The sequence below is a fragment of the Streptomyces lasalocidi genome (genome assembly GCF_005280215.1).
In the GTDB taxonomy this organism is placed as follows: Bacteria; Actinomycetota; Actinomycetes; order Streptomycetales; family Streptomycetaceae; genus Streptomyces; species Streptomyces longwoodensis.
This window is the reverse complement of sequence record NZ_SZNQ01000001.1, coordinates 1,914,282-1,938,091: the sequence shown is the minus strand read 5'-3', so window position 1 is coordinate 1,938,091 and position 23,810 is coordinate 1,914,282. Positions and strand designations below refer to the sequence as shown.

Genomic DNA, 23,810 nt, shown 5'->3' with positions numbered 1-23,810 from the left:
ACGGTCGTGTATGAGCGTCAGCGCTGGGCGGCCGCGAGGGATTCCCGGGCCTGGGCGGCCACGTTCTCGGCAGTGAAGCCGTACTCGCGGAAGAGCACCTTGCCGTCCGCCGAAGCACCGAAGTGCTCCAGGGAAACGATGCGGCCGGCGTCCCCGACGAACCGGTGCCAGGTGAGACCGATCCCGGCCTCGACGGCGACACGGGCCTTCACGGACGGCGGGAGCACGGATTCCCGGTACCCCTGGTCCTGCTCCTCGAACCACTCCACGCACGGCATCGACACCACCCGGGTCGGCACGCCGTCGGCCTGGAGCTGCTCACGCGCCTCGACGGCCACGTGCACCTCGGAACCGGTCGCGACGATCACCACCTGCGGCTCGCCGCCCTCGGCCTCGGCCAGCACGTAACCGCCGCGCGCCGCGTCCTCGTTCGGCTCGTACGTGGGCACGCCCTGCCGGGTGAGGACCAGGCCGTGCGGGGCGCCCTTGCCGTACACCTTGGTCCACCGCTTGAGGACCTCGCGCCAGGCGATCGCGGTCTCGTTGGCGTCCGCCGGGCGGACCACGTTCAGACCGGGGATCGCGCGCAGCGCGGCCAGGTGCTCGACCGGCTGGTGGGTCGGGCCGTCCTCGCCGAGGCCGATGGAGTCGTGCGTCCAGACGTACGTCACCGGCAGGTGCATCAGGGCCGACAGGCGCACGGCGTTGCGCATGTAGTCGGAGAACACCAGGAAGGTGCCGCCGTAGGCGCGGGTGTTGCCGTGCAGCGTGATGCCGTTGAGCTCCGCGGCCATGGCGTGCTCACGGATGCCGAAGTGCACGGTGCGGCCGTACGGGCTCGCCTCGGGCAGCGGGTTGCCCTCGGGCAGGAACGACGACGTCTTGTCGATCGTGGTGTTGTTGGAGCCGGCCAGGTCGGCCGAGCCGCCCCACAGCTCCGGGATGACCGCGCCGAGCGCCTGGAGCACCTTGCCGGACGCGGCACGCGTGGCCACGCCCTTGCCGGGCTCGAAGACCGGGAGCTTCTCCTCCCAGCCGGTGGGCAGCTCGCCCTTCGCGATCCGGTCGTACTCGGCGGCGCGCTCGGGGTTGTCGTCCCGCCACTGCTGGTACGACTTCTCCCAGGCGGCGCGGGCCTCCCGGCCCTTGTCCAGGGCCTTGCGGGTGTGCGCGAGGACCTCGTCGGCGACCTCGAAGGTCTTCTCCGGGTCGAAGCCGAGGACGCGCTTGGTGGCGGCGACCTCCTCGTCGCCGAGCGCCGAGCCGTGGGCGGCCTCGGTGTTCTGGGCGTTCGGGGCGGGCCAGGCGATGATCGAACGCATCGCGATGAACGACGGCCGGTCGGTGACCTGCTTGGCCGCCTCGATCGCGTCGTACAGCGCGTGCGGGTCGAGGTCGCCGTCCGGCTTCGGGGCGACGCGCTGCACGTGCCAGCCGTACGCCTCGTACCGCTTGACCGTGTCCTCGGAGACGGCCGTCTCGGTGTCGCCCTCGATCGAGATGTGGTTGTCGTCCCACAGCAGGACGAGGTTGCCCAGCTTCTGGTGGCCGGCCAGCGAGGACGCCTCGGCGGAGATGCCCTCCTGGAGGCAGCCGTCACCGGCGATGCAGAAGATGAAGTGGTCGAAGGGCGACTCGCCCTGCGCCGCCTCCGGGTCGAACAGACCGCGCTCGTAGCGGGCGGCCATCGCCATGCCGACGGCGTTGGCGACACCCTGGCCCAGCGGGCCGGTCGTCGTCTCCACGCCCACCGTGTGGCCGTACTCCGGGTGGCCCGGGGTCTTGGAGCCCCAGGTGCGGAACGACTCGAGGTCGTCCAGCTCCAGGCCGAAGCCGCCCAGGTAGAGCTGCGTGTAGAGGGTCAGGGACGAGTGGCCCGCCGACAGCACGAAGCGGTCGCGACCGACCCAGTCCGTGTCCGACGGGTCGTGCCGCATCACCTTCTGGAAGAGGGTGTAGGCGGCGGGCGCCAGGCTCATCGCCGTACCCGGATGGCCGTTGCCGACCTTCTGTACGGCGTCGGCGGCCAGGACGCGGGCGGTGTCCACGGCCCGCTGGTCCAACTCGGTCCACTCGAGGTCTGTGGTGGTCGGCTTGGTGCTCACCCTGAGTCAGGGCTCCTCTCCACATGTCGAATAACCGGCGACTGGTCGCCCACCGGCCGTAGCTGAGCCTACCCCCGTAGGACGTGCATTCTTTCGGGTCATTACAGAGTGGCGGGAGTCGTCCCCACGCGCCCACTGACCTGGGCGCGACCGCCCTCGACATGTGAATACGCAGCCGCTCATCCGACGTCTCAATCGTGGCGTCGTCCGCACGTCGGAGCGCGTGCGCCAACACGAACCGACCCCCGCGAATGTCCGGGTCTGGGCAACGTCTACAGTGGCGTGGTACGCGCGAGCCCTCTACCGCCGGTTCACCCGGGAGGCTCGCTGGGATGTCTCTGTCAGGGGTGTGCGTGACGGCCGTTGAATCCCGTCCTGCGGGGCTACTCGGTGCGAGCAAGAGCCCGAGCCGTCGGCCGTTCGGGGCCCGGGTCAAGGGGTTCGTGGCGCTGACCAAGCCGCGGATCATCGAGCTGCTGCTCATCACCACCGTGCCGGTGATGTTCCTGGCCCAGCAGGGTGTCCCCGACCTCGGCCTGGTCCTGCTCACCTGCCTGGGGGGTTACCTCTCGGCGGGCGGCGCGAACGCGCTGAACATGTACATCGACCGGGACATCGACGCACTGATGGACCGCACCTCGCAGCGGCCCCTGGTCACCGGGATGGTCAGCCCGCGCGAGTGCCTCGCCTTCGGCATCTCCCTCGCCGTCGTCTCCACCCTGCTGTTCGGCCTCACCGTCAACTGGCTGAGCGCCTGGCTCTCCCTCGGCGCGCTCCTCTTCTACGTCGTCGTCTATACGATGATCCTCAAGCGCCGTACCGCGCAGAACATCGTCTGGGGCGGCATCGCCGGCTGCATGCCGGTGCTGATCGGCTGGTCGGCGGTGAAGGACTCGCTGTCCTGGGCGCCGCTCATCCTCTTCCTGGTCATCTTCTTCTGGACCCCGCCGCACTACTGGCCGCTGTCCATGAAGGTCAAGGACGACTACGCGCGCGTGGGCGTGCCGATGCTCCCGGTCGTCGCCTCCAACAAGACGGTCGCCCGGCAGATCGTGCTCTACAGCTGGGTCATGGTCGCCGTCTCGCTGCTGCTCACCCCGCTGGGCTACACCGGCTGGTTCTACACGGCGGTCGCCCTCGTGTCGGGCGGCTGGTGGCTGTGGGAGGCGCACGCGCTGCAGAACCGCGCGAAGGCCGAGGTGACGGGCGCGAAGCTCAAGGAGATGCGCCTGTTCCACTGGTCGATCACCTACGTGTCGCTGCTGTTCGTGGCGATCGCGGTCGACCCCTTCCTGCGTTAGGCGCGTTCCCCTGCCGCTCCGGGTCACCCTGAGGCAAGGGTCACTGCGCCCGGCCGTCGCCGAACGATCTACCCCTCGGTAACATCCTGGTCATGGCAGACACGCAGCAGGTTGACCCGAAGGCCGAGCGCAAGGTCGCCCGGCTCGCCCAGCGCATCAGCACCTTCGCCCGGGCCCACGGCGGCGCCGAGGGCCAGGTCTCCTACGTCGGGGAGCGCGGCGCCCGCATCGTGCTCGTCGGCGAGGACGGCGGCTGGGGTGACCTGGTGGCCCCGACCTTCGAGATCGCCGAGCAGGCGGTGGCGAAGGCCGGCATCACCCGCCACGAGTCCTTCGACGGCGAGTTCGCGGCCAAGGTGACCACGGGCCCGTACGAGTGGAAGCGCATGGCGGGCATCCAGCTCGGCGGCTGACCCCCGGCGGGCGGTACCCCGGTCCCGGTTCACCCGTTAGGACGTGTGACAGCGCCTACACGGGGAGCCCGGATGATCGACCCCTCGTCCCTCGTGGACCAGTACTGCCACGGCATCCTGAGAACCGAACTGGGCCTCGGCACCTTCGAGGCCCAGCTGGCCCGCACCGAGGGACCGCCCGCGCCCGGCACCACCCTCTTCGACACCCAGACGGGTTTCGCGGTACGGCGCTGGTGCCCGCCCCTGCTCGGCCTGGAACCCCACTGCCCGCCCGCCCTGTACCTGGCCCGGCGCCGGGAGCTGGGGTTCCTCGAGGCGGGCCGCAGGCTGCTGCGCGGCAGCGGCATCACGACCTACCTGGTCGACACGGGGCTCCCCGGCGACCTCACCCCGCCCGACGAGATGGCCGGCGCCGGGGGCGGCGAGGCGCGCGAGATCGTCCGGCTCGAACTGCTCGCCGAGCAGGTCGCCGACACCTCCGGCACCGTGGAGTCCTTCCTCGCCAACCTCGCCGAGTCGGTGCACGCCGCCGCCGCGCACGCCGTGGCGTTCACCTCGGTCGCGGGCGTGCGGCACGGCCTCGCGCTCGCGCCCGAACCGCCCGGCCCCGGCGAGGTCAGGGGTGCCGCCGGACGCTGGCTCGGGGACCGCCGGGTCGGCGGCGAGCTGACCGACCCCGTGCTGCTGCGCCACCTGCTGTGGATCGCGGTCGCCTCGGGGCTGCCGGTGCAGCTGCACGCGGGGCTGGGCGAGCCCGGCGCGCGCACCGACCGCACCGACCCGGTCCTGCTCACCGACTTCGTACGGGCCACCGCCGGCCTGGGCGCCCACCTGGTCCTGCTGCACGGCTACCCCTACCACCGCCACGCCGCCCACCTGGCCGGTGTCTTCCCGCACGTGTACGCCGACGCGGGCGCCGCGCTGGTGCGCACCGGCGCCCGGGCCGCGACCGTCCTCGCGGAGATCCTGGAGCTGGCCCCCTTCGGGAAGATCCTCTTCTCCAGCGGGGCCGGCGGGCTGCCCGAACTGCACGTGGTCGGGGCCCAGCTGTTCCGCGAGGCGCTGGCCCGGGTGCTGGGCGACTGGGTGGCCGAGGGGGCGTGGTCGCCCGACGACGCGCAGCGCGTCGCCGGGATGATCGCGGCGGGCAACGCACGCCGGGTGTACGGACTCTGAAGCGAGGGCGCCGGGGGGGACCCTGGACCCGGTGGGTTGCGGGACGCGTCAGGCGCGCGTCGGGACGGCCGCCGCCTCGGAGGGGCCCGGCAGGTCGGCCGTGGTCCCGGGGCGCTCCCGCAGGGACAGCAGCACCCGCAGCACCCAGATCCACATCACCGAGGAGCCGAGCATGTGGGCGGCCACCAGGGCCTCGGGCAGCTTCGTGAAGTACTGGACGTAGCCGATCACACCCTGGCACAGCAGCACCACGAACAGCTCGCGGGTGCGCGCCAGCGGTTCCCGGGGCGCGTCCACGGCCTTCAGCACGAACCACAGCGCGAAGGTCAGCGTGACGACGATCCAGGCCAGCACCGCGTGCAGCTTGCTGACCGTCTCCCAGTCCAGCGGCATCCGCTCGACCTCGCTGGAGTCGCCCGCGTGCGGCCCGGAGCCGGTGACCACGGTGCCCACCGCGATCAGCAGCACCGACGCGGCCACCAAGAACCACACCAGCTGCTGCACCGCCCTGCCGACCAGCGGACGCGGCGCCGTGTCGCCTTCCCGGGTGCGCTGCCACATCACCGTGGCGACCGCGATGAGCGCCGAGGACAGCAGGAAGTGCGCCGCGACCGTGTAGGGGTTCAGGCCGACCAGGACGACGATGCCGCCCAGGACCGCGTTGCCCATCACGATCCAGAACTGCGCCCAGCCCAGCCGGGTCAGGCTGCGCCGGAACGGCTTCTGGGAGCGCGCGGCGACGATCGCCCAGCCGACGGCCGCGCACAGCACGTAGGTCAGCATGCGGTTGCCGAACTCGATCACGCCGTGCACACCCATGGCGCCGGTCGTGGTGAGCGAGTCGTCGGTGCACTTGGGCCAGGTCGGGCAGCCGAGGCCGGAGCCGGTGAGCCGGACCGCGCCGCCGGTGACCACGATGATCACCGACATGACGAGGGCGGCGAGGGCCGCCCGCCGGACCGTGCGGGGCTGCGGGGTCCAGCGTGCGGCGACGAAGGCGAGCGGGTTGCGCACGGCGGCTGCGGCGTCGGCGCGGGTCAGGTTGGGCACGCCCCCCATCGTAGGCCGCCGCTTGTGCACCCTTTCACGAGGGTCCGGCACGACTCCTACTCCCAGCGGAAGAACGCCCCGGCGGCGGCGAGGCCCGCCACCGCCCACACGGCCAGGATCCCCAGGTCGCCCCAGGGCGTCCCGGCGCCGTGCTGGAGCACGTCCCGCAGGCCGTCGGAGAGGGCCGAGATCGGCAGCAGGCCGAGGACGTCCTGGGCGCCCTGCGGGAACTTCTCCAACGGCACGATCACGCCGCCGCCGACCAGCAGCAGCAGGAAGACGAGGTTGGCGGCGGCCAGCGTGGCCTCCGCCTTCAGGGTGCCCGCCATGAGCAGGCCGAGGCCGGAGAAGGCGGCCGTGCCGAGGACGAGCAGGAGCAGCACGGCCAGCGGGTTGCCGTGCGGGGACCAGCCGAGCGCGAACGCGACGGCCGTCAGCAGGACCACCTGGAGCACCTCGGTGACCAGCACGGACGCCGTCTTCGCCGTCATCAGGCCCCAGCGGGGCAGCGGGGAGGTGGCGAGGCGCTTGAGGACGCCGTAGCGGCGCTCGAAGCCGGTGGCGATGGCCTGGCCGGTGAACGCGGTCGACATCACCGCGAGCGCCAGGATGCCCGGGGTGAGGAAGTCGACCGCCTCGCCGGCGCCCGTGTCCACGACGTCGACCGTGCTGAACAGCACCAGCAGCAGCGTCGGGATCACCACGGTCAGCAGCAGCTGCTCGCCGTTTCGCAGGAGCATCCTGGTCTCGAGCGCCGTCTGCGCCGCGATCATGCGGGGGAGCGGCGCCGCGCCCGGCCGGGGGGTGTAGGTGCCGGTGGCGGTCACGAGCGCAGCTCCTTGCCGGTCAGTTCGAGGAAGACGTCTTCGAGGGTGTGCCGTTCCACCGAGATGCGGTCGGGCATCACGCCGTGCTGGGCGCACCAGGAGGTGACCGTCGCCAGCAGCTGGGGGTCGACCTTGCCGGTCACCCGGTAGGAGCCGGGGGTCAGCTCGGCGGCCGTGGAGTCGGCCGGCAGCGCCTTGAGCAGGGAGCCGACGTCGAGCCCCGGGCGGCCGCTGAAGCGCAGGGTGTTCTCGGCGCCGCCGCGGCACAGCTCCTCGGGGGAGCCCTGGGCGATGACCCGGCCGGCGTCGATGATCGCCACGTCGTCGGCGAGCTGCTCGGCCTCGTCCATGTAGTGCGTGGTGAGGATGACCGACACGCCGTCGGCGCGCAGGTCGCGCACCAGGTCCCAGGTGGCGTGGCGGGCCTGCGGGTCCAGTCCGGCGGTCGGCTCGTCCAGGAAGACCAGCTCGGGCCGCCCGACCACGGCCATGGCGAGCGCGAGGCGCTGCTGCTGGCCGCCGGAGAGCCGGCGGTAGGTGGTGCGCCCGCACGAGCCGAGCCCCAGCCGTTCGACCAGGGCGTCCACGTCGAGCGGGTGGGCGTGCAGCTTCGCGGTGTGGCGCAGCATCTCGTCGGCGCGGGCGCCGGAGTAGACCCCGCCGGACTGGAGCATCGCGCCGATCCGCGGGTGGAGCCGGGACGCCTCCCGCACCGGGTCGAGGCCGAGCACGCGCACGGTGCCGGAGTCCGCCGTGCGGTACCCCTCGCAGGTCTCGATCGTCGTCGTCTTGCCGGCGCCGTTGGGGCCGAGGACGGCGGTGACGCCCGCCCGGGCCGTCAGGTCGAGGCCGTCCACCGCGGTCTTGGTGCCGTACCGCTTCACCAGGGCCTGGATCCGGACGACAGGCTCACTTCGCATGGGCCCGAGTCTAGGTTCGCGCACGGGGGTCCGGACGGCCGGGTGCGGGAACCGGCCACCGGCACGTGCCAGGAGGTCCCGGCGGGGCGCCGCGCCCCCTGCCGGGGACCGGTCCGTGCAGGCCAACGCCCTGCGCGCGAGGGCCGCGCTGATCGATCAGAGATCGTTTCCGCAGGTCACCTTAGGTATGCCTAAGTGACGTAGGGCACCGTTGGGTGATCCGGAGGCCGCTTGCCGGGGCCGGATGAATTACGCAACAATGGCGTTGTGAAAAACGTCGGCGAGGCTCGGGAGACCCCCACGGGGGCCCCTCAGGAGGAGCTCGCGACCGGGGAGCGGTCCACCCGCAACCGGGTCGCGCGGTCCATCCTGGACCACGGGCCGTCGACGGTCGCCGAGCTGGCCGGCCGGCTGGGCCTGACCCAGGCCGCCGTGCGCCGCCACCTCGACGCCCTGGTCGCCGACGACGTCGTGGAGGCACGCGAGCAGCGCGTATACGGCACGCGCACGCGCGGGCGCCCGGCCAAGGTCTTCGCGCTCACCGACTGCGGCCGCGACGCCTTCGACCAGTCGTACGACAAGCTCGCCGCGGACGCGCTGCGCTGGATCGCCCAGCAGGAGGGCGGCCAGGACGCGGTCGCCGCCTTCGCCCGGTCCCGGATCGCCGCCCAGGCGGGCACCTACCGCAGGGCGGTCGAGGGCGTGGCCCCCGAGAAGCGCGCCGAAGCCCTGGCCAGGGCGCTGTCCGCCGACGGGTACGCTGCTACCGCGCGGAGCGCGCCCGTGGGCGAGCAGCTGTGCCAGCACCACTGCCCGGTGGCCCACGTCGCGGAACAGTTCCCCCAGCTGTGCGAGGCGGAGACCGAGTTCTTCGCCGAACTGCTCGGGACCCACGTCCAGCGGCTGGCGACCATCGCGCACGGCGACGGCGTCTGCACGACGTTCATCCCCAAGATTTCCACTGACGCATCTGCAAGCACTGACGCATCTGCAAGCACGGCCGGGAGGAACCCCGCATGACTCTCCCCACGGAGACTGCTCACCCCGAACTCGAGGGCCTGGGCAAGTACGAATACGGCTGGGCCGACTCCGACGTGGCCGGTGCCTCCGCCAGGCGCGGTCTGGGCGAGGACGTCGTCCTCGACATCTCGTCGAAGAAGTCCGAGCCCGAGTGGATGACGAAGCTGCGCCTGAAGGGCCTGAAGCTCTTCGAGAAGAAGCCCATGCCGAACTGGGGCTCGGACCTGTCGGGCATCGACTTCGACAACATCAAGTACTTCGTGCGCTCCACGGAGAAGCAGGCGGAGTCCTGGGAGGACCTGCCCGAGGACATCAAGAACACCTACGACAAGCTGGGCATCCCGGAGGCCGAGAAGCAGCGCCTCGTCGCCGGTGTCGCCGCCCAGTACGAGTCGGAGGTCGTCTACCACCAGATCCGCGAGGACCTGGAGGAGCAGGGCGTCATCTTCCTCGACACCGACACCGCCCTGAAGGAGCACCCGGAGCTCTTCAAGGAGTACTTCGGCACCGTCATCCCGGCCGGTGACAACAAGTTCGCCGCGCTGAACACCGCCGTGTGGTCCGGCGGCTCCTTCATCTACGTCCCCAAGGGCGTGCACGTCGAGATCCCGCTCCAGGCCTACTTCCGCATCAACACGGAGAACATGGGCCAGTTCGAACGGACCCTGATCATCGTCGACGAGGGTGCCTACGTGCACTACGTCGAGGGCTGCACCGCCCCGATCTACAAGTCGGACTCGCTGCACTCCGCGGTCGTCGAGATCATCGTCAAGAAGAACGCCCGCTGCCGCTACACGACCATCCAGAACTGGTCGAACAACGTCTACAACCTGGTCACCAAGCGCGCCGTCGCCTACGAGGGCGCCACCATGGAGTGGGTCGACGGCAACATCGGCTCCAAGGTGACGATGAAGTACCCGGCCGTCTACCTGATGGGCGAGCACGCCAAGGGCGAGACCCTGTCCATCGCCTTCGCGGGCGAGGGCCAGCACCAGGACGCCGGCGCCAAGATGGTCCACATGGCACCGAACACCTCGTCCAACATCGTCTCCAAGTCGGTGGCGCGCGGCGGCGGCCGCACGTCGTACCGCGGTCTGATCGAGATCGGCGAGGGCGCCCCGGGCTCCAAGTCCAACGTGCTGTGCGACGCCCTGCTCGTCGACACCATCTCCCGGTCGGACACCTACCCGTACGTCGACGTCCGCGAGGACGACGTGTCCATGGGCCACGAGGCGACCGTCTCCAAGGTCTCCGAGGACCAGCTCTTCTACCTCATGAGCCGCGGCCTGTCCGAGGACGAGGCGATGGCGACGATCGTGCGCGGCTTCGTCGAGCCGATCGCCAAGGAGCTGCCCATGGAGTACGCCCTGGAGCTCAACCGGCTGATCGAGCTGCAGATGGAGGGTTCGGTCGGCTAGTCCCGGCCCGCACCCCCGTCAAGCCCACCCGTAAGAAAGCGAGCATTACGACAGCCATGGCTGAGGCCCCTAACATCCCGGTCGGTTCCACGACCGCCGGCTCGATCGCGGTCGCCGCCGAGTCGACCGTCGTCTCGCGCATGAGCGCGCCCCCGTCCTTCGACGTGACGGACTTCCCGGTCCCGCACGGCCGCGAGGAGGAGTGGCGGTTCACGCCGCTGGAGCGGCTGCGCGGGCTGCACGACGGCACCGCGACCGCCACCGGCGAGGGCGGCGTGAAGGTCGACGTGCACGCCCCCGAGGGCGTCACCGTCGAGACCGTCGGCCGCGACGACGCCCGGCTCGGCAAGGCGGGCACCCCGGCGGACCGCGTCGCCGCGCAGGCGTACTCCGCCTTCGAGAAGGCCTCGGTCGTGACCGTACCGAAGGAGACCGTCCTCACCGAGCCGATCCGCATCGCGGTGCACGGCGAGGGCGGCACCGCCTTCGGCCACCAGGTGATCGAACTGGGCGCGTTCGCCGAGGCCGTGGTCGTCATCGACCACACCGGTGACGCGGTGCTCGCCGCCAACGTCGACTACCTCCTGGGCGACGGCGCCAAGCTGACCGTCGTCTCCGTGCAGGACTGGGACGACAAGGCCGTCCACGTCGCCCAGCACAACGCCCTGATCGGCCGGGACGCCTCCTTCAAGTCCGTGGTCGTCACCTTCGGCGGCGACGTGGTCCGGCTGCACCCGCGCGTGGAGTACACCGGCCCCGGCGGCGAGGCCGAGCTGTTCGGCCTGTACTTCACCGACTCCGGGCAGCACCAGGAGCACCGCCTGCTGGTCACGCACAACACCCCGCACTGCAAGTCGAACGTCGTCTACAAGGGCGCGCTGCAGGGCGAGCAGGCGCACGCCGTGTGGATCGGCGACGTGCTGATCGAGGCCGCCGCCGAGGGCACCGACACCTACGAGATGAACCGCAACCTCGTCCTCACCGACGGCGCGCGCGTGGACTCCGTGCCCAACCTGGAGATCGAGACCGGCGAGATCGTCGGCGCCGGCCACGCCTCCGCCACCGGCCGCTTCGACGACGAGCAGCTCTTCTACCTGATGGCCCGCGGCATCCCCGAGCACGAGGCCCGCCGCCTGGTGGTCCGCGGCTTCTTCGCCGAGCTGGTCCAGCAGATCGGCGTCACCGACATCGAGGAGCGCCTGCTCACCAAGATCGAGCAGGAGCTGGAGGCGTCGGTCGCATGACCAGCACCTTCGTACGCGCCTGTGACCTGAGCGAGCTGGAGGACGACACCCCGAAGCGGGTGGAGCTCGACGGCACGCCGGTCTCGGTCGTGAAGACGGAGGGCGAGGTGTTCGCGATCCACGACATCTGCTCGCACGCGAACGTCTCCCTCTCCGAGGGCGAGGTGGAGGACTGCCAGATCGAGTGCTGGCTGCACGGTTCCTCCTTCGACCTGCGCACCGGCAAGCCGTCCGGCCTCCCCGCGACCCGCCCCGTCCCCGTATACCCCGTCAAGATCGAAGGGGGCAGCGTCCTCGTCGACGTGCACGCCTCCCTCACCCAGGAGTCCTGAGGCACCCATGGCAACGCTTGAAATCCGAGACCTGCACGTCACCGTCGAGGCCGACAACGCCACGAAGGAGATCCTCAAGGGCGTCGACCTGACCGTGAAGCAGGGCGAGACGCACGCCATCATGGGCCCCAACGGCTCCGGCAAGTCCACCCTCGCCTACTCGCTGGCGGGTCACCCGAAGTACACGATCACCGGCGGCACCGTCACCCTCGACGGCGAGGACGTCCTGGAGATGTCCGTCGACGAGCGTGCCCGCGCCGGCCTGTTCCTCGCCATGCAGTACCCGGTCGAGGTCCCCGGCGTCTCGGTCTCCAACTTCCTGCGCACCTCCGCCACCGCCCTCCGCGGCGAGGCCCCCAAGCTGCGCACCTGGGTGAAGGAGGTCAAGGAGGCCATGGAGCGCCTCCACATGGACCCCTCCTTCGCCGAGCGCAACGTCAACGAGGGCTTCTCCGGCGGTGAGAAGAAGCGCCACGAGATCCTCCAGCTCGAACTGCTCAAGCCGAAGGTCGCGATCCTCGACGAGACCGACTCCGGCCTCGACGTCGACGCCCTGCGCATCGTCTCCGAGGGCGTCAACCGCGTCCGCGAGTCCGGTGAGGTCGGCACCCTGCTGATCACGCACTACACGCGCATCCTGCGCTACATCAAGCCCGACCACGTCCACGTGTTCGCGGGCGGCAAGATCGTCGAGTCGGGTGGCCCCGAGCTCGCCGACAAGCTGGAGTCCGAGGGCTACGAGGCATACACGAAGGGTGGCGCATCCGCGTGACACAGCTGCCGGGCCTCCTCGACACCGAGGCGATCCGCAAGGACTTCCCCATCCTGGACCGTCAGGTCCACGACGGACGGAAGCTCGTGTACCTGGACAACGCGGCGACCTCGCAGAAGCCGCGCCAGGTGCTCGACGCCCTCAGTGAGTACTACGAGCGGTACAACGCCAACGTCCACCGCGGTGTGCATGTGCTCGCCGAGGAGGCCACGGCGCTGTACGAGGGTGCGCGCGACAAGGTCGCGGAGTTCGTCAACGCGCCCTCGCGCGACGAGGTGATCTTCACCAAGAACGCCTCCGAGTCGCTCAACCTCGTGGCGAACATGCTGGGCTGGGCCGACGAGCCGTACCGCGTGGACCGCGAGACCGAGATCGTCATCACCGAGATGGAGCACCACTCCAACATCGTGCCGTGGCAGCTGCTCGCGCAGCGCACGGGCGCGAAGCTGAAGTGGTTCGGCCTGACCGACGACGGCCGGCTCGACCTGTCGAACATCGACGAGGTCATCACCGAGAAGACGAAGATCGTCTCCTTCGTGCTGGTGTCCAACATCCTCGGCACGGTCAACCCCGTCGAGGCGATCGTGCGCCGCGCGCAGGAGGTCGGCGCGCTGGTCTGCATCGACGCCTCGCAGGCCGCGCCGCACATGCCGCTGGACGTGCAGGCGCTCCAGGCCGACTTCGTGGCCTTCACCGGCCACAAGATGTGCGGCCCGACCGGCATCGGCGTGCTGTGGGGCCGCCAGGAACTCCTGGAGGACCTGCCCCCGTTCCTGGGCGGCGGCGAGATGATCGAGACCGTCTCGATGCACTCCTCGACGTACGCCCCGGCGCCGCACAAGTTCGAGGCGGGCACGCCGCCGATCGCCCAGGCCGTGGGCCTGGGCGCGGCGATCGACTACCTCAACGCCCTCGGCATGGACAAGATCCTCGCCCATGAGCAGGCGATCACCGAGTACGCGGTGCGCCGCCTGACGGAGGTCCCCGACCTCAGGATCATCGGCCCGGCCACGGCCGAGGAGCGGGGCGCGGCGATCTCCTTCACGCTCGGCGACATCCACCCGCACGACGTGGGCCAGGTGCTGGACGAGCAGGGCATCGCCGTCCGCGTCGGTCACCACTGCGCGCGCCCGGTCTGCCTGCGCTACGGAATTCCTGCGACCACGCGAGCGTCGTTCTACCTGTACTCCACGCCGGCCGAGATCGACGCACTGGTCGAGGGGCTGGAGCACGTACGGAACTTCTTCGGCTGAAGGGCGTGAGCTGAGACCGTGAAGCTGGACTCGATGTACCAGGAAGTCATCCTGGACCACTACAAGAACCCGCACGGGCGGGGCTTGCGGGACGGCGACGCCGAGGTGCACCACGTCAACCCCACGTGCGGTGACGAGATCACCCTCCGCGTGAAGTACGACGGCACCACGATCACCGACGTGTCCTACGAGGGCCAGGGCTGCTCCATCAGCCAGGCCTCGGCGTCCGTGCTCAACGAGCTGCTGGTCGGCAAGGAGCTGTCCGACGCGCAGAAGATCCAGGAGACCTTCCTGGAGCTGATGCAGTCCAAGGGCAGGACCGAGCCGGACGACGCGATGGAGGAGGTCCTGGAGGACGCCGTCGCGTTCGCCGGGGTCTCCAAGTACCCGGCCCGGGTGAAGTGCGCCCTCCTCAGCTGGATGGCGTGGAAGGACGCGACGGCCCAGGCCCTGGGCGGAGCCGACGCCGAAAGGAAGACGGCATGACCGACACCGCTGAGATGAAGCCGGCCACGGAGGAGGAACTCCGTGAGGCGCTGTACGACGTCGTCGACCCCGAGCTGGGCATCGACGTCGTCAACCTGGGGCTGATCTACGGCATCCACATCGACGACGCGAACATCGCGACCATCGACATGACCCTGACCTCGGCGGCCTGCCCGCTGACCGACGTCATCGAGGACCAGGCCAAGTCCGCCACGGACGGCCTCGTCAACGAGCTGCGCATCAACTGGGTGTGGATGCCGCCGTGGGGCCCGGACAAGATCACGGACGACGGCCGCGACCAGCTGCGCGCGCTGGGCTTCAACGTCTGAGCGGGCGCGGCGCCTGAGATCGCGCGATGGCCCCCGGCACGGGAGTGTGCCGGGGGCCATCGGCGTGTCCGGGGGCGGGACTCCTGAAGGTGGTCTTCCCGTGGCTCAGCCGGCCAGGGGCGAGGTGAGGCGGAACGCCGAGTCGGCGCGGTAGAGGTCGGAGTCCTGGTAGGGGTCCAGCCTGAGCCGGAAGTCCTGGTGGCGCAGGAAGCGGCCGGGGTAGTTCACGGACTCCAGCGAGACCGCGCCGGAGGCGGCGGGGGCGGGCCGGGCGCAGAAGGTGGCGTCCCGGCCGAACAGGAAGGACCCGTCGCCGCGCTCGGCGCGCAGGACGAAGTCGCGGTGGCGGAGGTAGCGGCCGTCGGAGGTGCGGAGGGAGAGGCAGCCGCGGTCGGCCAGACCGGGTACGACGGTGAAGGTGGAGTCCGCGCGGGCGTCCCCTCCCGGGGCCGGGTCGAGCCGGACGAGGCCCTGGCTGACGTGCCAGTAGCGGTCGGGGTAGTTGACGGAGCGCAGGGAGCGGCGGGGGGAGGCGGGCGCGGGGGCGGCCGGTGTGGGACGCGCGGGGGAGGACGCGGAGGGGGTCGCCGTGGTGCTGTACCGGACGGTGGGGGAGGGCGTAGGTGGAGGCGAGGGCGTACCGGACGGCTCGGCCCCCGGCCCCGCTCCGGCCGTCGCGGACGGCGTGGCGAAGGAGATGAGCCCGGGTCCGCTGCGGGTGTCCGCGCCGGCCGGCGCGGTGGCGTCGGTGCGCTGCGCCGCCTGATCGCCGGGCCGGTCGCCGAGCGCGATCGCCGTGACGCAGGCGACGACCGTGGCCACGGCGAGGGCCCCGGCCAGCCAGAGCCGGCGGGTGCCGGGAGCGCGGGCGGTGTCCGGGGCCCAGCCGGCTTCCCAGGGTCGGTGGGGGGAGGGCCGGGACTCGTTCTGTGGCATGCGCGGTTCCTCCAGCGGCGCCGTGCGGGCGGCCGCGGCTGCGACGACCTGGGTGGGTGGGCTGCACAGTAGTGGAGGGCGGGCCGGTCGAGCAGTGGTTTCCGTGAGCGGTCTCCATAACGCTTCGGGCGCCGGGACGACGGGGGTGCGGCGGGTGGCCGACCCCGGGGGCCGGTGGCGCGGCCCGCCACCTGAGACACCGGGCCGTGGGTTCGCGTCGGCGGGCCGCCGCCGGTTAGGTTTCCCCCATGACCGACACGACTGCACCCAGCACCACCGGGGCGGTGGCCGCCGGCCTCGCCACCCTCGCCGCCGACGGCACCGTCCTCGACACCTGGTTCCCCGCCCCCGAACTCGTCGCCGAGCCCGGCCCGTCCGGCACCGAGCGGCTGTCGGCCGAGCGGGCCGTGGAGCTGCTCGGCGAGGGTGCGGCGAAGGCGATCGGCCCGGACGCCCGCCGTGGCGTCGAGGTGATCCCGGTGCGCACGGTCATCTCGGCGCTGGACGCGAAGCCGATCGACGCGCACGACGTGTACCTGCGGCTGCACCTGCTCTCCCACCGCCTGGTCAAGCCGCACGGGCAGAGCCTGGACGGCATCTTCGGCTTCCTGGCCAACGTGGCGTGGACGTCGCTCGGCCCGGTCGCGGTGGACGACGTGGAGAAGGTGCGCCTGAACGCCCGCGCGGAGGGCCTGCACCTCCAGGTCACCTCGATCGACAAGTTCCCGCGCATGACGGACTACGTGGCGCCGAAGGGCGTGCGCATCGCCGACGCCGACCGGGTGCGGCTCGGCGCGCACCTTGCCGAGGGCACGACGGTGATGCACGAGGGCTTCGTCAACTTCAACGCGGGCACGCTGGGCACGTCGATGGTCGAGGGCCGCATCTCGGCGGGCGTGATCGTGGGCGACGGGTCGGACATCGGCGGCGGCGCCTCCACGATGGGCACGCTGTCCGGCGGCGGCAACGTGATCATCTCCATCGGCGAGCGCTGCCTGGTGGGCGCCGAGGCGGGCGTGGGCATCGCGCTCGGCGACGAGTGCGTGGTGGAGGCCGGCCTGTACGTCACGGCGGGCACCCGGGTGACCATGCCCGACGGCCAGATCGTCAAGGCCCGCGAACTCTCGGGCGCCTCCAACATCCTCTTCCGCCGCAACTCGGTGACGGGAACGGTGGAGGCCCGCCCGAACAACGCGGTGTGGGGCGGCCTGAACGACATCCTGCACGCCCACAACTGACCGACGGCGGCCGTGAGCGCCCTTCCCTACGGCCCGGGCCGGTGCGGGAGGGCGCTTCGTCGTCTGCGGCTGCTCAGTCGGCTGCCAAGGCCTCCGCGGCTCCCGTCCGGTTGAACGCGTAGCTTCGCTCCACCTTTGCCACGTGCAGGGTGTAGCTCTCGTACCAGTCGGTGCGGCCGCGGCGTTGGGCGGTGCGGTGTTCCGTATTGGTCCGCCATTCCGTGAGGGCGTCGGCGTCGCGGAAGTAGCCGACGGTGACGGACAGGCCGCCCGGGGTCTGTGCGTGGTCCATCCCCAGGTAGCCGGGGATCTGCTGCACCAGCTCCTCCATGCGGGCGTTGGTCTCGCGGTAGCCGGTCTGGTCCTCGGTCTTCACCGAGGTGAACACGGCGAGGTAGTAGGGCGGTTCGAAGGCCTGCACGGGCGCGACAGGCGCCTGGGGTTGATCGCTCATGGCGTCACCGTAGGGTCCCGGTCACACCCCGATCCAGCGTCTTTCCCGAACGGGATCCCGGAGGGATCCAGGTCTTTGCCTTCACTCGCCCGCCGCGAACTGCCCGAGCGCCGTGAAGTCCGGTGCGCGCAGGCCGAGTCGCGGGTCCACGTGGTGCAGCAGCGCCCGCGCCGGGTGGTGGCGGGTGACGTACTCCGCGTCGGCGGGGGACTGTTCGTCGTCGACCCAGGCGAAGGGGCGGCCCGCCGCGTACGCCACGATCGCCTCCGTCTTCCAGTGGACGCCGTCCGGCCGCTCGGCGAAGAGGTGGTCGCCGAAGTCGACGTACGGCAGCTCCGGCAGGCCGATCACGGGGGCGATCCAGCGGTTGGCCTCGGCCATCCACGTCGTCGCCCAGCACAGGTCGTAGGGCAGGGCCAGGAGGGCGGCCCCGTGGGACGGGTTCAGCCAGACCCGCAGCGGCCGGCCCGGCCGGACCGCCGCTCTGATCGTCGTGTACCCCTCCGGACGCCGTTCGGGCTGCGCGGCGTACGGGTTGAGGGGGCCGTCGACGTCCAGGAAGAGGAGGGGCCGGAGGCCCTTGTGTTCCGGGGGAGCCTCCGTCGGTGTCATGGGGGCACCGTACGGGATTCCCTCAGGTCAGGCCCCCGCCAACCGGTCGTACGCCGACCGCAGTTGTTCCGTCGTCTCCCGGGGTGCCGGGCGGAGTGGGGCGCGGGGTGGGCCCGACGGGAGGTCCAGGGTCGTGAGGAGGGCCTTGGTGGTGACCGTGCCGGGGAGGGGGGAGTTCATCATCCGGTCGATGAGGTCCGTCAGCCCGAGCTGGGCGTCGGTCGCCTCCCGGGTGGCGCCCGCCGCGTACCTGTCCAGAATCGTGCGGACGTGCCCCGGGACGGCGTTCGCCACCGTGCTGACGTACCCCGTCGCGCCGATCGCGCACAGCGCGAGGACCTGTTCGTCGCAGCCCGCGTAGTACGCCAGGCCGGTGCGGGACAGGACCTTCTGCGTGCCCAGGAGGTCGTACGAGCAGTCCTTCACCGCCACGATCCCCGGGTGCTCGGCCAGCCGCAGCATCGTGTCCGTCGCGATGGCCGTACCCGTGCGGCCCGGGATGTCGTAGAGCATCACCGGCACGTCCGAGGCGTCCGCCACCTCGCGGAAGTGGAACTCCAGCGCGTCCTGCGGCGGACGGCTGTAGTACGGGGTGACCACCAGGACGCCGTCCGCGCCCGCCTTCGCCGCCGCCCGGGCCAGGTCCACCGTGTGCCGGGTGTCCGCCGTGCCCACGCCCGCCACCAGCGTCACCCGGTCGCCCACCGCCGCCCGCACCGCCCGGACCAGCTCCTCCTTCTCCGTGTCGCTCGTCGTCGGTGACTCACCCGTCGTCCCCGACAGCACCAGCCCGTCGCACCCCCGCGCCACCAGGTGATCGGCCAGCCGTTGCGCCCCGTCGAGGTCCAGCGCCCCCGACTCCGTGAACGGAGTGACCATGGCGCACAGGGCCCGGCCGAAGGGGGTCGGGCGGCCCTCGGAGCGTGTTGTCTGTCGGTCGGTCGTCATGTGGTGCAGTCTCCGCGACAGCAAGTTGTAGGTCCACTTAAATGTTCTGTTCGATATCGCCAAGTTTTACTTATCGATGCGGTTTTCGCCGGAGGCCCTATGTCCACATCGGACCTCCATGGGTCACCATGGCCGGAGCGTCACCGACGGCAGATCCGACCACTGTCACGGGAGGCACCATGAAGCTCGGCAAGGCCCTGGCCACCGGCGTCGCGGAAGAGCAGCCGCAGACCGCCGACACCGACAGCGGCACCGACATCCGCTGCGCCACCGACACCGACCTGCCCGCCGAGACCGGGGACCGCTCCGCGGCCGACGGGGTACCGGCCGTCCGATGAGGTTCCGGCTCCCCGAGGAACGCCCTGCGGAGCCGCCGACCGGATACAAGATCGCCTACCCGGTGCTGTCCCACGACGGCACCCGGGCCGGCTTCACCGGTGTGTCGCTCGGCGGTGCGCTCCCGTACGGCGTCGTGGCCGACGCGGCCTGTGTGTACGGGCTGCGGCACCGTGCACCGCACCGCCGCTGCGACTGCGGCTTCCACTGCGTGCACGACCGCGCGGCCGCCGAGGCCCTGCTGTGCACCGCCGAGCACCGGGCGGCCGTCCTCCTGGAGGTCGCCGTCCTCGGTGCCTACATCCGCTTCGAGCGCGGCTTCCGCTCCGCCCGCCAGCGTGTCCGTACGGCGACCGTGGGGCCCTGCGCCTGCGGGGCGCCCGCCGTCGCGCTGGCCGACGCCGGCTGGGGCAGGCCCGGCCGACGCGCGCTCGCCCCCTCCTGCGCCGCCTGCGTCCGCGCCCGTACGTCCGTCTCCCTCGCCTCCTTCGCCCGGCTGGCCGGCGACGGCCTGCGGGTCCTCGCCGCACCGGCCGGCCGCGCGGGCGCGGAAGCCTCCGCCGACTCCCTCGGCGTACCCGAACTCACCGCCGAGGCCGCCCTGTTGCAGGCCCGGCTCGACTGGTTCCAGACCCAGCTCGCCCGGCTCGGAGAACCCGGTCCTGGGGGAGGGCGGTAGGGGAGTGGGGGTGGCGCCGGAGGTCCGGGTACCCGGACGGACCGGGGCGACTTCGAGGAGATCGGGGAAGGGTGCGTCGATGAGCGGCAGGGAGAGTGGCGCCAAGGGGCTCGGCGCGCTGCGGCAGCAGGTGCACGGGGCCGGTACCCGGCTCGGCCGGACCGTCGGGGGGCTCGCCGACAAGGCCGCCCGCGCCGACGTGGCCGGGCGGGCCCGCGTCCGTGCGGCCGACCTCATGGACCGGGCGGGCGCGTTGACCGTCCAGCTGGAGACCGGCGTGGGCCGCGCCCAGCTCGTCGCCCACGAGCGGCTGACCCGTATCGGGCGGACCGGCCCCGCGCAGGTCAGCCGGGCCGGCGCCGCCCTGGAGCGCACGGCGCCCCGCCCCACCCGCGCGGTCGTGCGGTTCGGCGTCCGCCACCCGGGTCCCGCCCTGCTCCTCACCTCCGCCGGCCTGGGCGCCGCGGTGGCGGTCGGCGTCGTCCGCCGCCGGAGCCGCTGACCCGTCTGCCCAGCCCCATCAGCCCGTCAACCCGTTGACCCCGCCGAGTCACGTCACCCACTTCGCATCCCGTCACCCACGCCACACTCTGTCACCGACAACTCTGCCCGACTGGACAAAATAATTTGTCGGTGAGAGCGTGGACCCATGCTGGATGTGACCGTCATCGAGGACGCCGACGCCGCCGCCGCCTCCCTGGACCCCGTCCGGGCCCGGCTGCTCGCCGAGCTGGCCGCCGGGCCCGCGTCGGCCGCGATGCTGGCCGGCAAGGTCGGGCTGCCGCGGCAGAAGGTGAACTACCACCTGAAGACCCTGGAGCGGCACGGCTTGGTGGAGCTGGCCGGTGAGCGGCGCAAGGGCAACGTCACCGAGCGGCTGATGCGGGCGACCGCCGCGTCGTACGTGATCTCGCCGGTCGCGCTCGCCGCGGTGCAGCCCGATCCGGACCGCTTCCGCGACCAGCTGTCCGCCCGCTGGCTGCTCGCGCTCGGGGCCCGGCTCGTCCGGGACGTCGGTTCGCTGATCACCGGCGCCACGAAGGCCCGCAAGCGGCTCGCGACCTACGCCCTGGACGGCGAGGTCCGGTTCGCCTCGGCCGCCGACCGCGCCGCGTTCGTGCAGGAGCTGACGGCGGGCGTGAGCGCGCTGGTGCGCAAGTACGACGCCCCGGACGCCGAGGAGGGGCGCGACCACCGGATCGTCGTCGCCCTCCACCCCACGGTCAAGGACCAGCCGACCCCGCCGACCCCCCTCGTCGAGAAGTGAGCAGGAGCCCGTCATGTCCCAGGAGTTCGAGATCGTCCGCGAGTTCGAGGTCGACGTCCCGCCGGAGCAGGTGTGGGAGGCGATCACCCACGGCACCGGTGGCTACCTCTGGCCGATGGACCCGCCCGAGCCCCGGGAGGGCGGCAAGGGGCCCTTCGGGTCGACCGTCACCGCCTGGGACCCGCCCCACCGCTACACCAACCGCAGCGAGGACGTCGGCTTCCCCGTCCAGTCGCTCAACCAGCTCGACTACACCATCGAGCCCCGCGACGAGGGCCGTCGCTCCTGGGTGCGCTACGTGCACAGCGGCATCTTCACCGACGACTGGAACAACCAGTACGACGGCGCCAGCAAGCACACCAACTTCTACCTGCACACCCTGTGCGAGTACCTCACGCACTTCGCGCCCCGCCCGGTGACCTTCACCCAACTCCAGGGCCCCGAGGGCTCGAAGACGCCGCGGGCGCTCGCCGCGGCGGCCCGCGCGCTCGGTCTCGCCGACGACGCGGCGGCCGGGGCGAAGGTCACCGTCCGCGGTCCCGGCGGGCAGGACCTCGACGCCGTGCTCGACTACCGCAACCCGTACTTCATCGGGCTGCGCACCGACCACGCCCTCATCCGCTTCTTCGGGCGCGGCAACTGGGGCGCCCCGCTCGGCATCAGCGTCCACGACTTCGCGCCGGACGCCGATGCCGGGGCCGAGGGGTCCGCCTGGCAGGGCTGGCTGGACGGAGTGTTCAGCCGGCCCTGAGGCGCCCCCGTACGGCTCGTACCGCTGCTACGGGTGGAAGCGCAGCACCTGCGGGTCGTGGTCGCTGATCTGGTCGTGGAACTCCGAGTTGATGTGCACGCTGTCGTACTCGAAGTCGCAGCCGCGCCGGATCGACGGGCTCACCAGGATCTGGTCCAGGACCTGCTGGTTGCCCTGGTAGTCGTAGGTGTACCGCTCGCTCTTCGGCAGCGACTTGATCGCCGACCACAGCTCGCCGTCGCCCTCGAGGATCTGCGCGGTGCCGGAGAACTCGAAGTCGTTGATGTCGCCGAGCGCGATGACGTCCGCGTTCTTCTGGGTGTCCAGGACGTCCTTGACGAAGGCGTTCACCAGCGTCGCCTGCTGGTGGCGCTGGGTCTCGGAGCTGCGCACCGGCGGCTGGTACTGCGCGGTCAGCCCCTGGTCGCCGCCCTTGGAGTTGAAGTGGTTGGCGATCACGATGACCGTGCGGCCGCGGAAGACGAACTCGCCGACGAGCGGCTTGCGGCTGCTCTTCCAGGCCGTGTCCGCCGGGTCGATCCGGCCGGGGGAGACCGTGAGGGCGGCCTTGCCGCGCAGGCGCTGCACGCCGACGGCGGTGGTGGCGTCGCCGCCCGCGCGGTCGGTGAAGGAGACCCGCTCCGGGTTGAACAGGAACACCTGGCGGATGTTGCCGCCCGGCTCGCCGCCGTCGGTGTCGTTGGCCGGGTCGATCGAGCGCCAGTCGTAGCGCGGGCCGCCCGCCGCGACGATCGCGTCGATCAGCTTGTTCACCGTGACGTCGGCGGCGACCGTGCCGTCGTCGATGGCGCCGTTGTTGTCCTGGATCTCCTCCAGGGACACGATGTCGGGCGACTTCAGGTTGTTCACGATCGCGGAGGCGTGCGCCTCGAACGTGGCGTCCGACGGGTCCAGGTTCTCGACGTTGTACGTCGCGACCGCCAGCTCGCCGTTCTTCTGCTTCTCGGTCGACTCCCGCTCCAGGCCGGCACTGCGGAGGGTGCCGAGCTGGTTGGCGACGAGGGTGTAGCCGCCGAACTGGTTGTAGTCCAGCGGGCCGGCGGTGGTGCCCTCCAGGACGTCACCGACGTTCGCGACCGGGAAGTCGGCGGTCGCGCCGAGTGACTGTATCTGGAGCCGGCCGGTGTTCTGGGCGTCGTAGGAGCCGTAGACCGTGCCGCCGCGGCGGCTCGCGTTCTCCCGCGGCTTCACCGTGACCCACAGCTCGGTGTACGGGTCGGTGGCGGTGACCACGCGGGTGTCGGCGACCTGGACGTTCATGCCCTCCAGGGACTCGTAGTGGTCCAGGGCGTAGGTCGACGGCCGCAGCGGCAGGCCGTTGACCGAGTTGTTCGCGGCGGGGTCGCCGGCCGGGGCGTACGCCGCCGGGACCGAGCGGGCGTCGATCACGGTGGCGGCCGGGACCGCGTTGCCGCTGGAGAGCACGGTGACCGTCGGCTTGGTGATCTCGGTCACCGACTGGTTGCCGGACGCGGTGCCGCCCGGGACGAACTCCGAGACCGTGCCGGAGACGGTGACCGAGTCACCGACCGCGACCTTGGGCGTCGAGCTGGTGAAGACGAAGACGCCCTCGCTGGTGGCCGGATCGTCGTCCGGGTTCGGATCCTGGATCCAGAAGCCCTTGGACGAGCCGTAGGTGCGCACACCGGTGACGATGCCCGCCACGTCGGTGACCTTCTGGCCGGCGTACGGGGAGGTCCGGGTGGTGCCCTGGACGTCGTGGATCCGCACGGCGGCGGCGTGCGCGGGCGAGACCAGGACCAGGGTGGTCGCCGCGGAGCAGGCGGCGGCGACGGTGAGCGCGGCGAGACGCGCGGACGACTTGCTCGGCAAGGGAATCCCTCCGGGGACGAACGAGAGCGCCGGGACGAGGGCTGGCGATTGATGGCATGTGCGTGACACGCGTAGAGCCGAGTGAACAG

At 71.5% G+C, this 23,810-nt stretch carries 26 protein-coding genes; 17 read left to right on the top strand and 9 right to left on the bottom strand.

The window, feature by feature from the left end; genetic code table 11:
• Positions 1-17 precede the first annotated feature (17 nt).
• Positions 18-2,105: a transketolase gene (gene tkt / locus E4U91_RS08685; RefSeq protein ID WP_137306304.1), complete on the bottom strand. Its 2,088-nt coding sequence runs from the start codon at positions 2,103-2,105 to the stop codon at positions 18-20.
• 347 nt (positions 2,106-2,452) lie between these two features.
• Between tkt and E4U91_RS08680 the strand changes: the two genes are divergently transcribed.
• From E4U91_RS08680 to E4U91_RS08670, 3 genes are all read left to right on the top strand, one after another.
• On the top strand, positions 2,453-3,406 hold the full coding sequence (locus E4U91_RS08680) for a heme o synthase (protein ID WP_168218251.1): 954 nt from the start codon (positions 2,453-2,455) through the stop codon (positions 3,404-3,406).
• 92 nt (positions 3,407-3,498) lie between these two features.
• The gene (locus E4U91_RS08675) at positions 3,499-3,819 is read left to right on the top strand and encodes a hypothetical protein (protein ID WP_137306302.1); all 321 of its coding nucleotides are present in this window, start codon (positions 3,499-3,501) and stop codon (positions 3,817-3,819) included.
• A 72-nt stretch (positions 3,820-3,891) separates the two neighbouring features.
• Complete coding sequence (locus E4U91_RS08670; RefSeq protein ID WP_137306301.1) at positions 3,892-4,995, top strand: amidohydrolase family protein; 1,104 nt, start codon at positions 3,892-3,894, stop codon at positions 4,993-4,995.
• 48 nt (positions 4,996-5,043) lie between these two features.
• On the opposite strand, the gene E4U91_RS08665 is transcribed toward E4U91_RS08670, so the two are convergent.
• The 3 genes from E4U91_RS08665 to E4U91_RS08655 are packed head-to-tail and all read right to left on the bottom strand — an operon-like array spanning position 5,044 to position 7,792.
• Positions 5,044-6,054, bottom strand: coding sequence for a COX15/CtaA family protein (locus E4U91_RS08665; RefSeq protein WP_137306300.1), 1,011 nt, complete (start codon positions 6,052-6,054; stop codon positions 5,044-5,046).
• Positions 6,055-6,101: 47 nt separating this feature from the next.
• Complete coding sequence (locus E4U91_RS08660) at positions 6,102-6,872, bottom strand: ABC transporter permease (RefSeq protein ID WP_137306299.1); 771 nt, start codon at positions 6,870-6,872, stop codon at positions 6,102-6,104.
• Positions 6,869-7,792, bottom strand: coding sequence for an ABC transporter ATP-binding protein (locus E4U91_RS08655; RefSeq protein ID WP_137306298.1), 924 nt, complete (start codon positions 7,790-7,792; stop codon positions 6,869-6,871). The genes E4U91_RS08660 and E4U91_RS08655 overlap by 4 nt, the downstream gene beginning before the upstream one ends.
• A 267-nt stretch (positions 7,793-8,059) precedes the next feature.
• Here E4U91_RS08655 and E4U91_RS08650 point away from each other — a divergent pair, with 267 nt between their 5' ends.
• From E4U91_RS08650 to E4U91_RS08615, 8 genes are read left to right on the top strand one after another with little or no spacing between them, the layout of a single operon-like run.
• Positions 8,060-8,812, top strand: a complete 753-nt coding sequence (locus tag E4U91_RS08650; RefSeq protein WP_137306297.1) for a helix-turn-helix transcriptional regulator — start codon at positions 8,060-8,062, stop codon at positions 8,810-8,812.
• On the top strand, positions 8,809-10,230 hold the full coding sequence (gene sufB, locus E4U91_RS08645; RefSeq protein WP_137306296.1) for a Fe-S cluster assembly protein SufB: 1,422 nt from the start codon (positions 8,809-8,811) through the stop codon (positions 10,228-10,230). Before E4U91_RS08650 ends, sufB begins: the two co-directional genes overlap by 4 nt.
• Positions 10,231-10,286: 56 nt before the next feature.
• A complete protein-coding gene (sufD, locus tag E4U91_RS08640; RefSeq protein ID WP_137306295.1) occupies positions 10,287-11,474 on the top strand; it encodes a Fe-S cluster assembly protein SufD in 1,188 nt (395 codons plus the stop codon).
• Positions 11,471-11,806 (top strand): non-heme iron oxygenase ferredoxin subunit, encoded by a 336-nt coding sequence (locus E4U91_RS08635; RefSeq protein WP_067232211.1) that lies wholly within the window; start codon positions 11,471-11,473, stop codon positions 11,804-11,806. Before sufD ends, E4U91_RS08635 begins: the two co-directional genes overlap by 4 nt.
• Positions 11,807-11,813: 7 nt before the next feature.
• The gene (gene sufC / locus E4U91_RS08630; protein WP_137306294.1) at positions 11,814-12,578 is read left to right on the top strand and encodes a Fe-S cluster assembly ATPase SufC; all 765 of its coding nucleotides are present in this window, start codon (positions 11,814-11,816) and stop codon (positions 12,576-12,578) included.
• Positions 12,575-13,831: a cysteine desulfurase gene (locus E4U91_RS08625; protein ID WP_137306293.1), complete on the top strand. Its 1,257-nt coding sequence runs from the start codon at positions 12,575-12,577 to the stop codon at positions 13,829-13,831. The genes sufC and E4U91_RS08625 overlap by 4 nt, the downstream gene beginning before the upstream one ends.
• 18 nt (positions 13,832-13,849) lie before the next feature.
• Positions 13,850-14,317 carry a Fe-S cluster assembly sulfur transfer protein SufU gene (gene sufU / locus E4U91_RS08620; protein ID WP_137306292.1) on the top strand — a complete coding sequence of 156 codons (468 nt, stop codon included), beginning with the start codon at positions 13,850-13,852 and terminating at the stop codon, positions 14,315-14,317.
• Positions 14,314-14,646: a metal-sulfur cluster assembly factor gene (locus tag E4U91_RS08615; protein WP_137306291.1), complete on the top strand. Its 333-nt coding sequence runs from the start codon at positions 14,314-14,316 to the stop codon at positions 14,644-14,646. The genes sufU and E4U91_RS08615 overlap by 4 nt, the downstream gene beginning before the upstream one ends.
• Positions 14,647-14,751: 105 nt before the next feature.
• Here E4U91_RS08615 and E4U91_RS08610 read toward each other — a convergent pair whose 3' ends face one another.
• Positions 14,752-15,582 carry an AbfB domain-containing protein gene (locus E4U91_RS08610; protein WP_137306290.1) on the bottom strand — a complete coding sequence of 277 codons (831 nt, stop codon included), beginning with the start codon at positions 15,580-15,582 and terminating at the stop codon, positions 14,752-14,754.
• Between the two features lie 248 nt (positions 15,583-15,830).
• Between E4U91_RS08610 and dapD the strand changes: the two genes are divergently transcribed.
• On the top strand, positions 15,831-16,820 hold the full coding sequence (gene dapD / locus E4U91_RS08605) for a 2,3,4,5-tetrahydropyridine-2,6-dicarboxylate N-succinyltransferase (protein WP_137306289.1): 990 nt from the start codon (positions 15,831-15,833) through the stop codon (positions 16,818-16,820).
• Between the two features lie 73 nt (positions 16,821-16,893).
• On the opposite strand, the gene E4U91_RS08600 is transcribed toward dapD, so the two are convergent.
• The 3 genes from E4U91_RS08600 to dapA all read right to left on the bottom strand — a co-directional run bounded on the left by E4U91_RS08600 (position 16,894) and on the right by dapA (position 18,834).
• Positions 16,894-17,274, bottom strand: a complete 381-nt coding sequence (locus E4U91_RS08600) for an antibiotic biosynthesis monooxygenase family protein (protein WP_137306288.1) — start codon at positions 17,272-17,274, stop codon at positions 16,894-16,896.
• 81 nt (positions 17,275-17,355) lie between these two features.
• A complete protein-coding gene (locus tag E4U91_RS08595) occupies positions 17,356-17,886 on the bottom strand; it encodes an HAD domain-containing protein (protein ID WP_137306287.1) in 531 nt (176 codons plus the stop codon).
• A gap of 27 nt (positions 17,887-17,913) precedes the next feature.
• Entirely contained in the window at positions 17,914-18,834 is a 921-nt protein-coding gene (gene dapA / locus E4U91_RS08590) for a 4-hydroxy-tetrahydrodipicolinate synthase (protein ID WP_137306286.1), read from the bottom strand.
• A 179-nt stretch (positions 18,835-19,013) separates the two neighbouring features.
• Between dapA and E4U91_RS38035 the strand changes: the two genes are divergently transcribed.
• From E4U91_RS38035 to E4U91_RS08570, 5 genes are all read left to right on the top strand, one after another.
• Complete coding sequence (locus tag E4U91_RS38035) at positions 19,014-19,172, top strand: hypothetical protein (protein WP_168218084.1); 159 nt, start codon at positions 19,014-19,016, stop codon at positions 19,170-19,172.
• Positions 19,169-19,849 (top strand): hypothetical protein, encoded by a 681-nt coding sequence (locus E4U91_RS08585; protein ID WP_137306285.1) that lies wholly within the window; start codon positions 19,169-19,171, stop codon positions 19,847-19,849. Before E4U91_RS38035 ends, E4U91_RS08585 begins: the two co-directional genes overlap by 4 nt.
• Before the next feature lie 79 nt (positions 19,850-19,928).
• The gene (locus tag E4U91_RS08580) at positions 19,929-20,351 is read left to right on the top strand and encodes a DUF3618 domain-containing protein (protein ID WP_137306284.1); all 423 of its coding nucleotides are present in this window, start codon (positions 19,929-19,931) and stop codon (positions 20,349-20,351) included.
• A gap of 147 nt (positions 20,352-20,498) precedes the next feature.
• A complete protein-coding gene (locus tag E4U91_RS08575; RefSeq protein ID WP_137306283.1) occupies positions 20,499-21,116 on the top strand; it encodes an ArsR/SmtB family transcription factor in 618 nt (205 codons plus the stop codon).
• Positions 21,117-21,129: 13 nt separating this feature from the next.
• Positions 21,130-21,867: an SRPBCC family protein gene (locus E4U91_RS08570; protein ID WP_137306282.1), complete on the top strand. Its 738-nt coding sequence runs from the start codon at positions 21,130-21,132 to the stop codon at positions 21,865-21,867.
• Positions 21,868-21,894: 27 nt separating this feature from the next.
• Here the strand turns inward: E4U91_RS08570 and E4U91_RS08565 are convergent, their stop codons facing one another.
• Positions 21,895-23,721: an endonuclease/exonuclease/phosphatase family protein gene (locus E4U91_RS08565; RefSeq protein WP_137306281.1), complete on the bottom strand. Its 1,827-nt coding sequence runs from the start codon at positions 23,719-23,721 to the stop codon at positions 21,895-21,897.
• Positions 23,722-23,810: the final 89 nt, after the last annotated feature.

What these genes read in the sequence shown, in the direction of transcription:
- sufB (WP_137306296.1), top strand. Translation starts at nt 8,809, where the DNA reads ATGACTCTCCCCACGGAGACTGCTCACCCCGAACTCGAGGGCCTGGGC.
- E4U91_RS08665 (WP_137306300.1), bottom strand. Translation starts at nt 6,054, where the DNA reads ATGGGGGGCGTGCCCAACCTGACCCGCGCCGACGCCGCAGCCGCCGTG.
- dapA (WP_137306286.1), bottom strand. Translation starts at nt 18,834, where the DNA reads ATGACGACCGACCGACAGACAACACGCTCCGAGGGCCGCCCGACCCCC.
- E4U91_RS38035 (WP_168218084.1), top strand. Translation starts at nt 19,014, where the DNA reads ATGAAGCTCGGCAAGGCCCTGGCCACCGGCGTCGCGGAAGAGCAGCCG.
- E4U91_RS08595 (WP_137306287.1), bottom strand. Translation starts at nt 17,886, where the DNA reads ATGACACCGACGGAGGCTCCCCCGGAACACAAGGGCCTCCGGCCCCTC.
- E4U91_RS08615 (WP_137306291.1), top strand. Translation starts at nt 14,314, where the DNA reads ATGACCGACACCGCTGAGATGAAGCCGGCCACGGAGGAGGAACTCCGT.
- E4U91_RS08675 (WP_137306302.1), top strand. Translation starts at nt 3,499, where the DNA reads ATGGCAGACACGCAGCAGGTTGACCCGAAGGCCGAGCGCAAGGTCGCC.
- E4U91_RS08670 (WP_137306301.1), top strand. Translation starts at nt 3,892, where the DNA reads ATGATCGACCCCTCGTCCCTCGTGGACCAGTACTGCCACGGCATCCTG.
- E4U91_RS08585 (WP_137306285.1), top strand. Translation starts at nt 19,169, where the DNA reads ATGAGGTTCCGGCTCCCCGAGGAACGCCCTGCGGAGCCGCCGACCGGA.
- E4U91_RS08655 (WP_137306298.1), bottom strand. Translation starts at nt 7,792, where the DNA reads ATGCGAAGTGAGCCTGTCGTCCGGATCCAGGCCCTGGTGAAGCGGTAC.
- sufD (WP_137306295.1), top strand. Translation starts at nt 10,287, where the DNA reads ATGGCTGAGGCCCCTAACATCCCGGTCGGTTCCACGACCGCCGGCTCG.
- E4U91_RS08580 (WP_137306284.1), top strand. Translation starts at nt 19,929, where the DNA reads ATGAGCGGCAGGGAGAGTGGCGCCAAGGGGCTCGGCGCGCTGCGGCAG.
- E4U91_RS08600 (WP_137306288.1), bottom strand. Translation starts at nt 17,274, where the DNA reads ATGAGCGATCAACCCCAGGCGCCTGTCGCGCCCGTGCAGGCCTTCGAA.
- dapD (WP_137306289.1), top strand. Translation starts at nt 15,831, where the DNA reads ATGACCGACACGACTGCACCCAGCACCACCGGGGCGGTGGCCGCCGGC.
- E4U91_RS08610 (WP_137306290.1), bottom strand. Translation starts at nt 15,582, where the DNA reads ATGCCACAGAACGAGTCCCGGCCCTCCCCCCACCGACCCTGGGAAGCC.
- E4U91_RS08575 (WP_137306283.1), top strand. Translation starts at nt 20,499, where the DNA reads ATGCTGGATGTGACCGTCATCGAGGACGCCGACGCCGCCGCCGCCTCC.
- sufC (WP_137306294.1), top strand. Translation starts at nt 11,814, where the DNA reads ATGGCAACGCTTGAAATCCGAGACCTGCACGTCACCGTCGAGGCCGAC.
- E4U91_RS08570 (WP_137306282.1), top strand. Translation starts at nt 21,130, where the DNA reads ATGTCCCAGGAGTTCGAGATCGTCCGCGAGTTCGAGGTCGACGTCCCG.
- E4U91_RS08635 (WP_067232211.1), top strand. Translation starts at nt 11,471, where the DNA reads ATGACCAGCACCTTCGTACGCGCCTGTGACCTGAGCGAGCTGGAGGAC.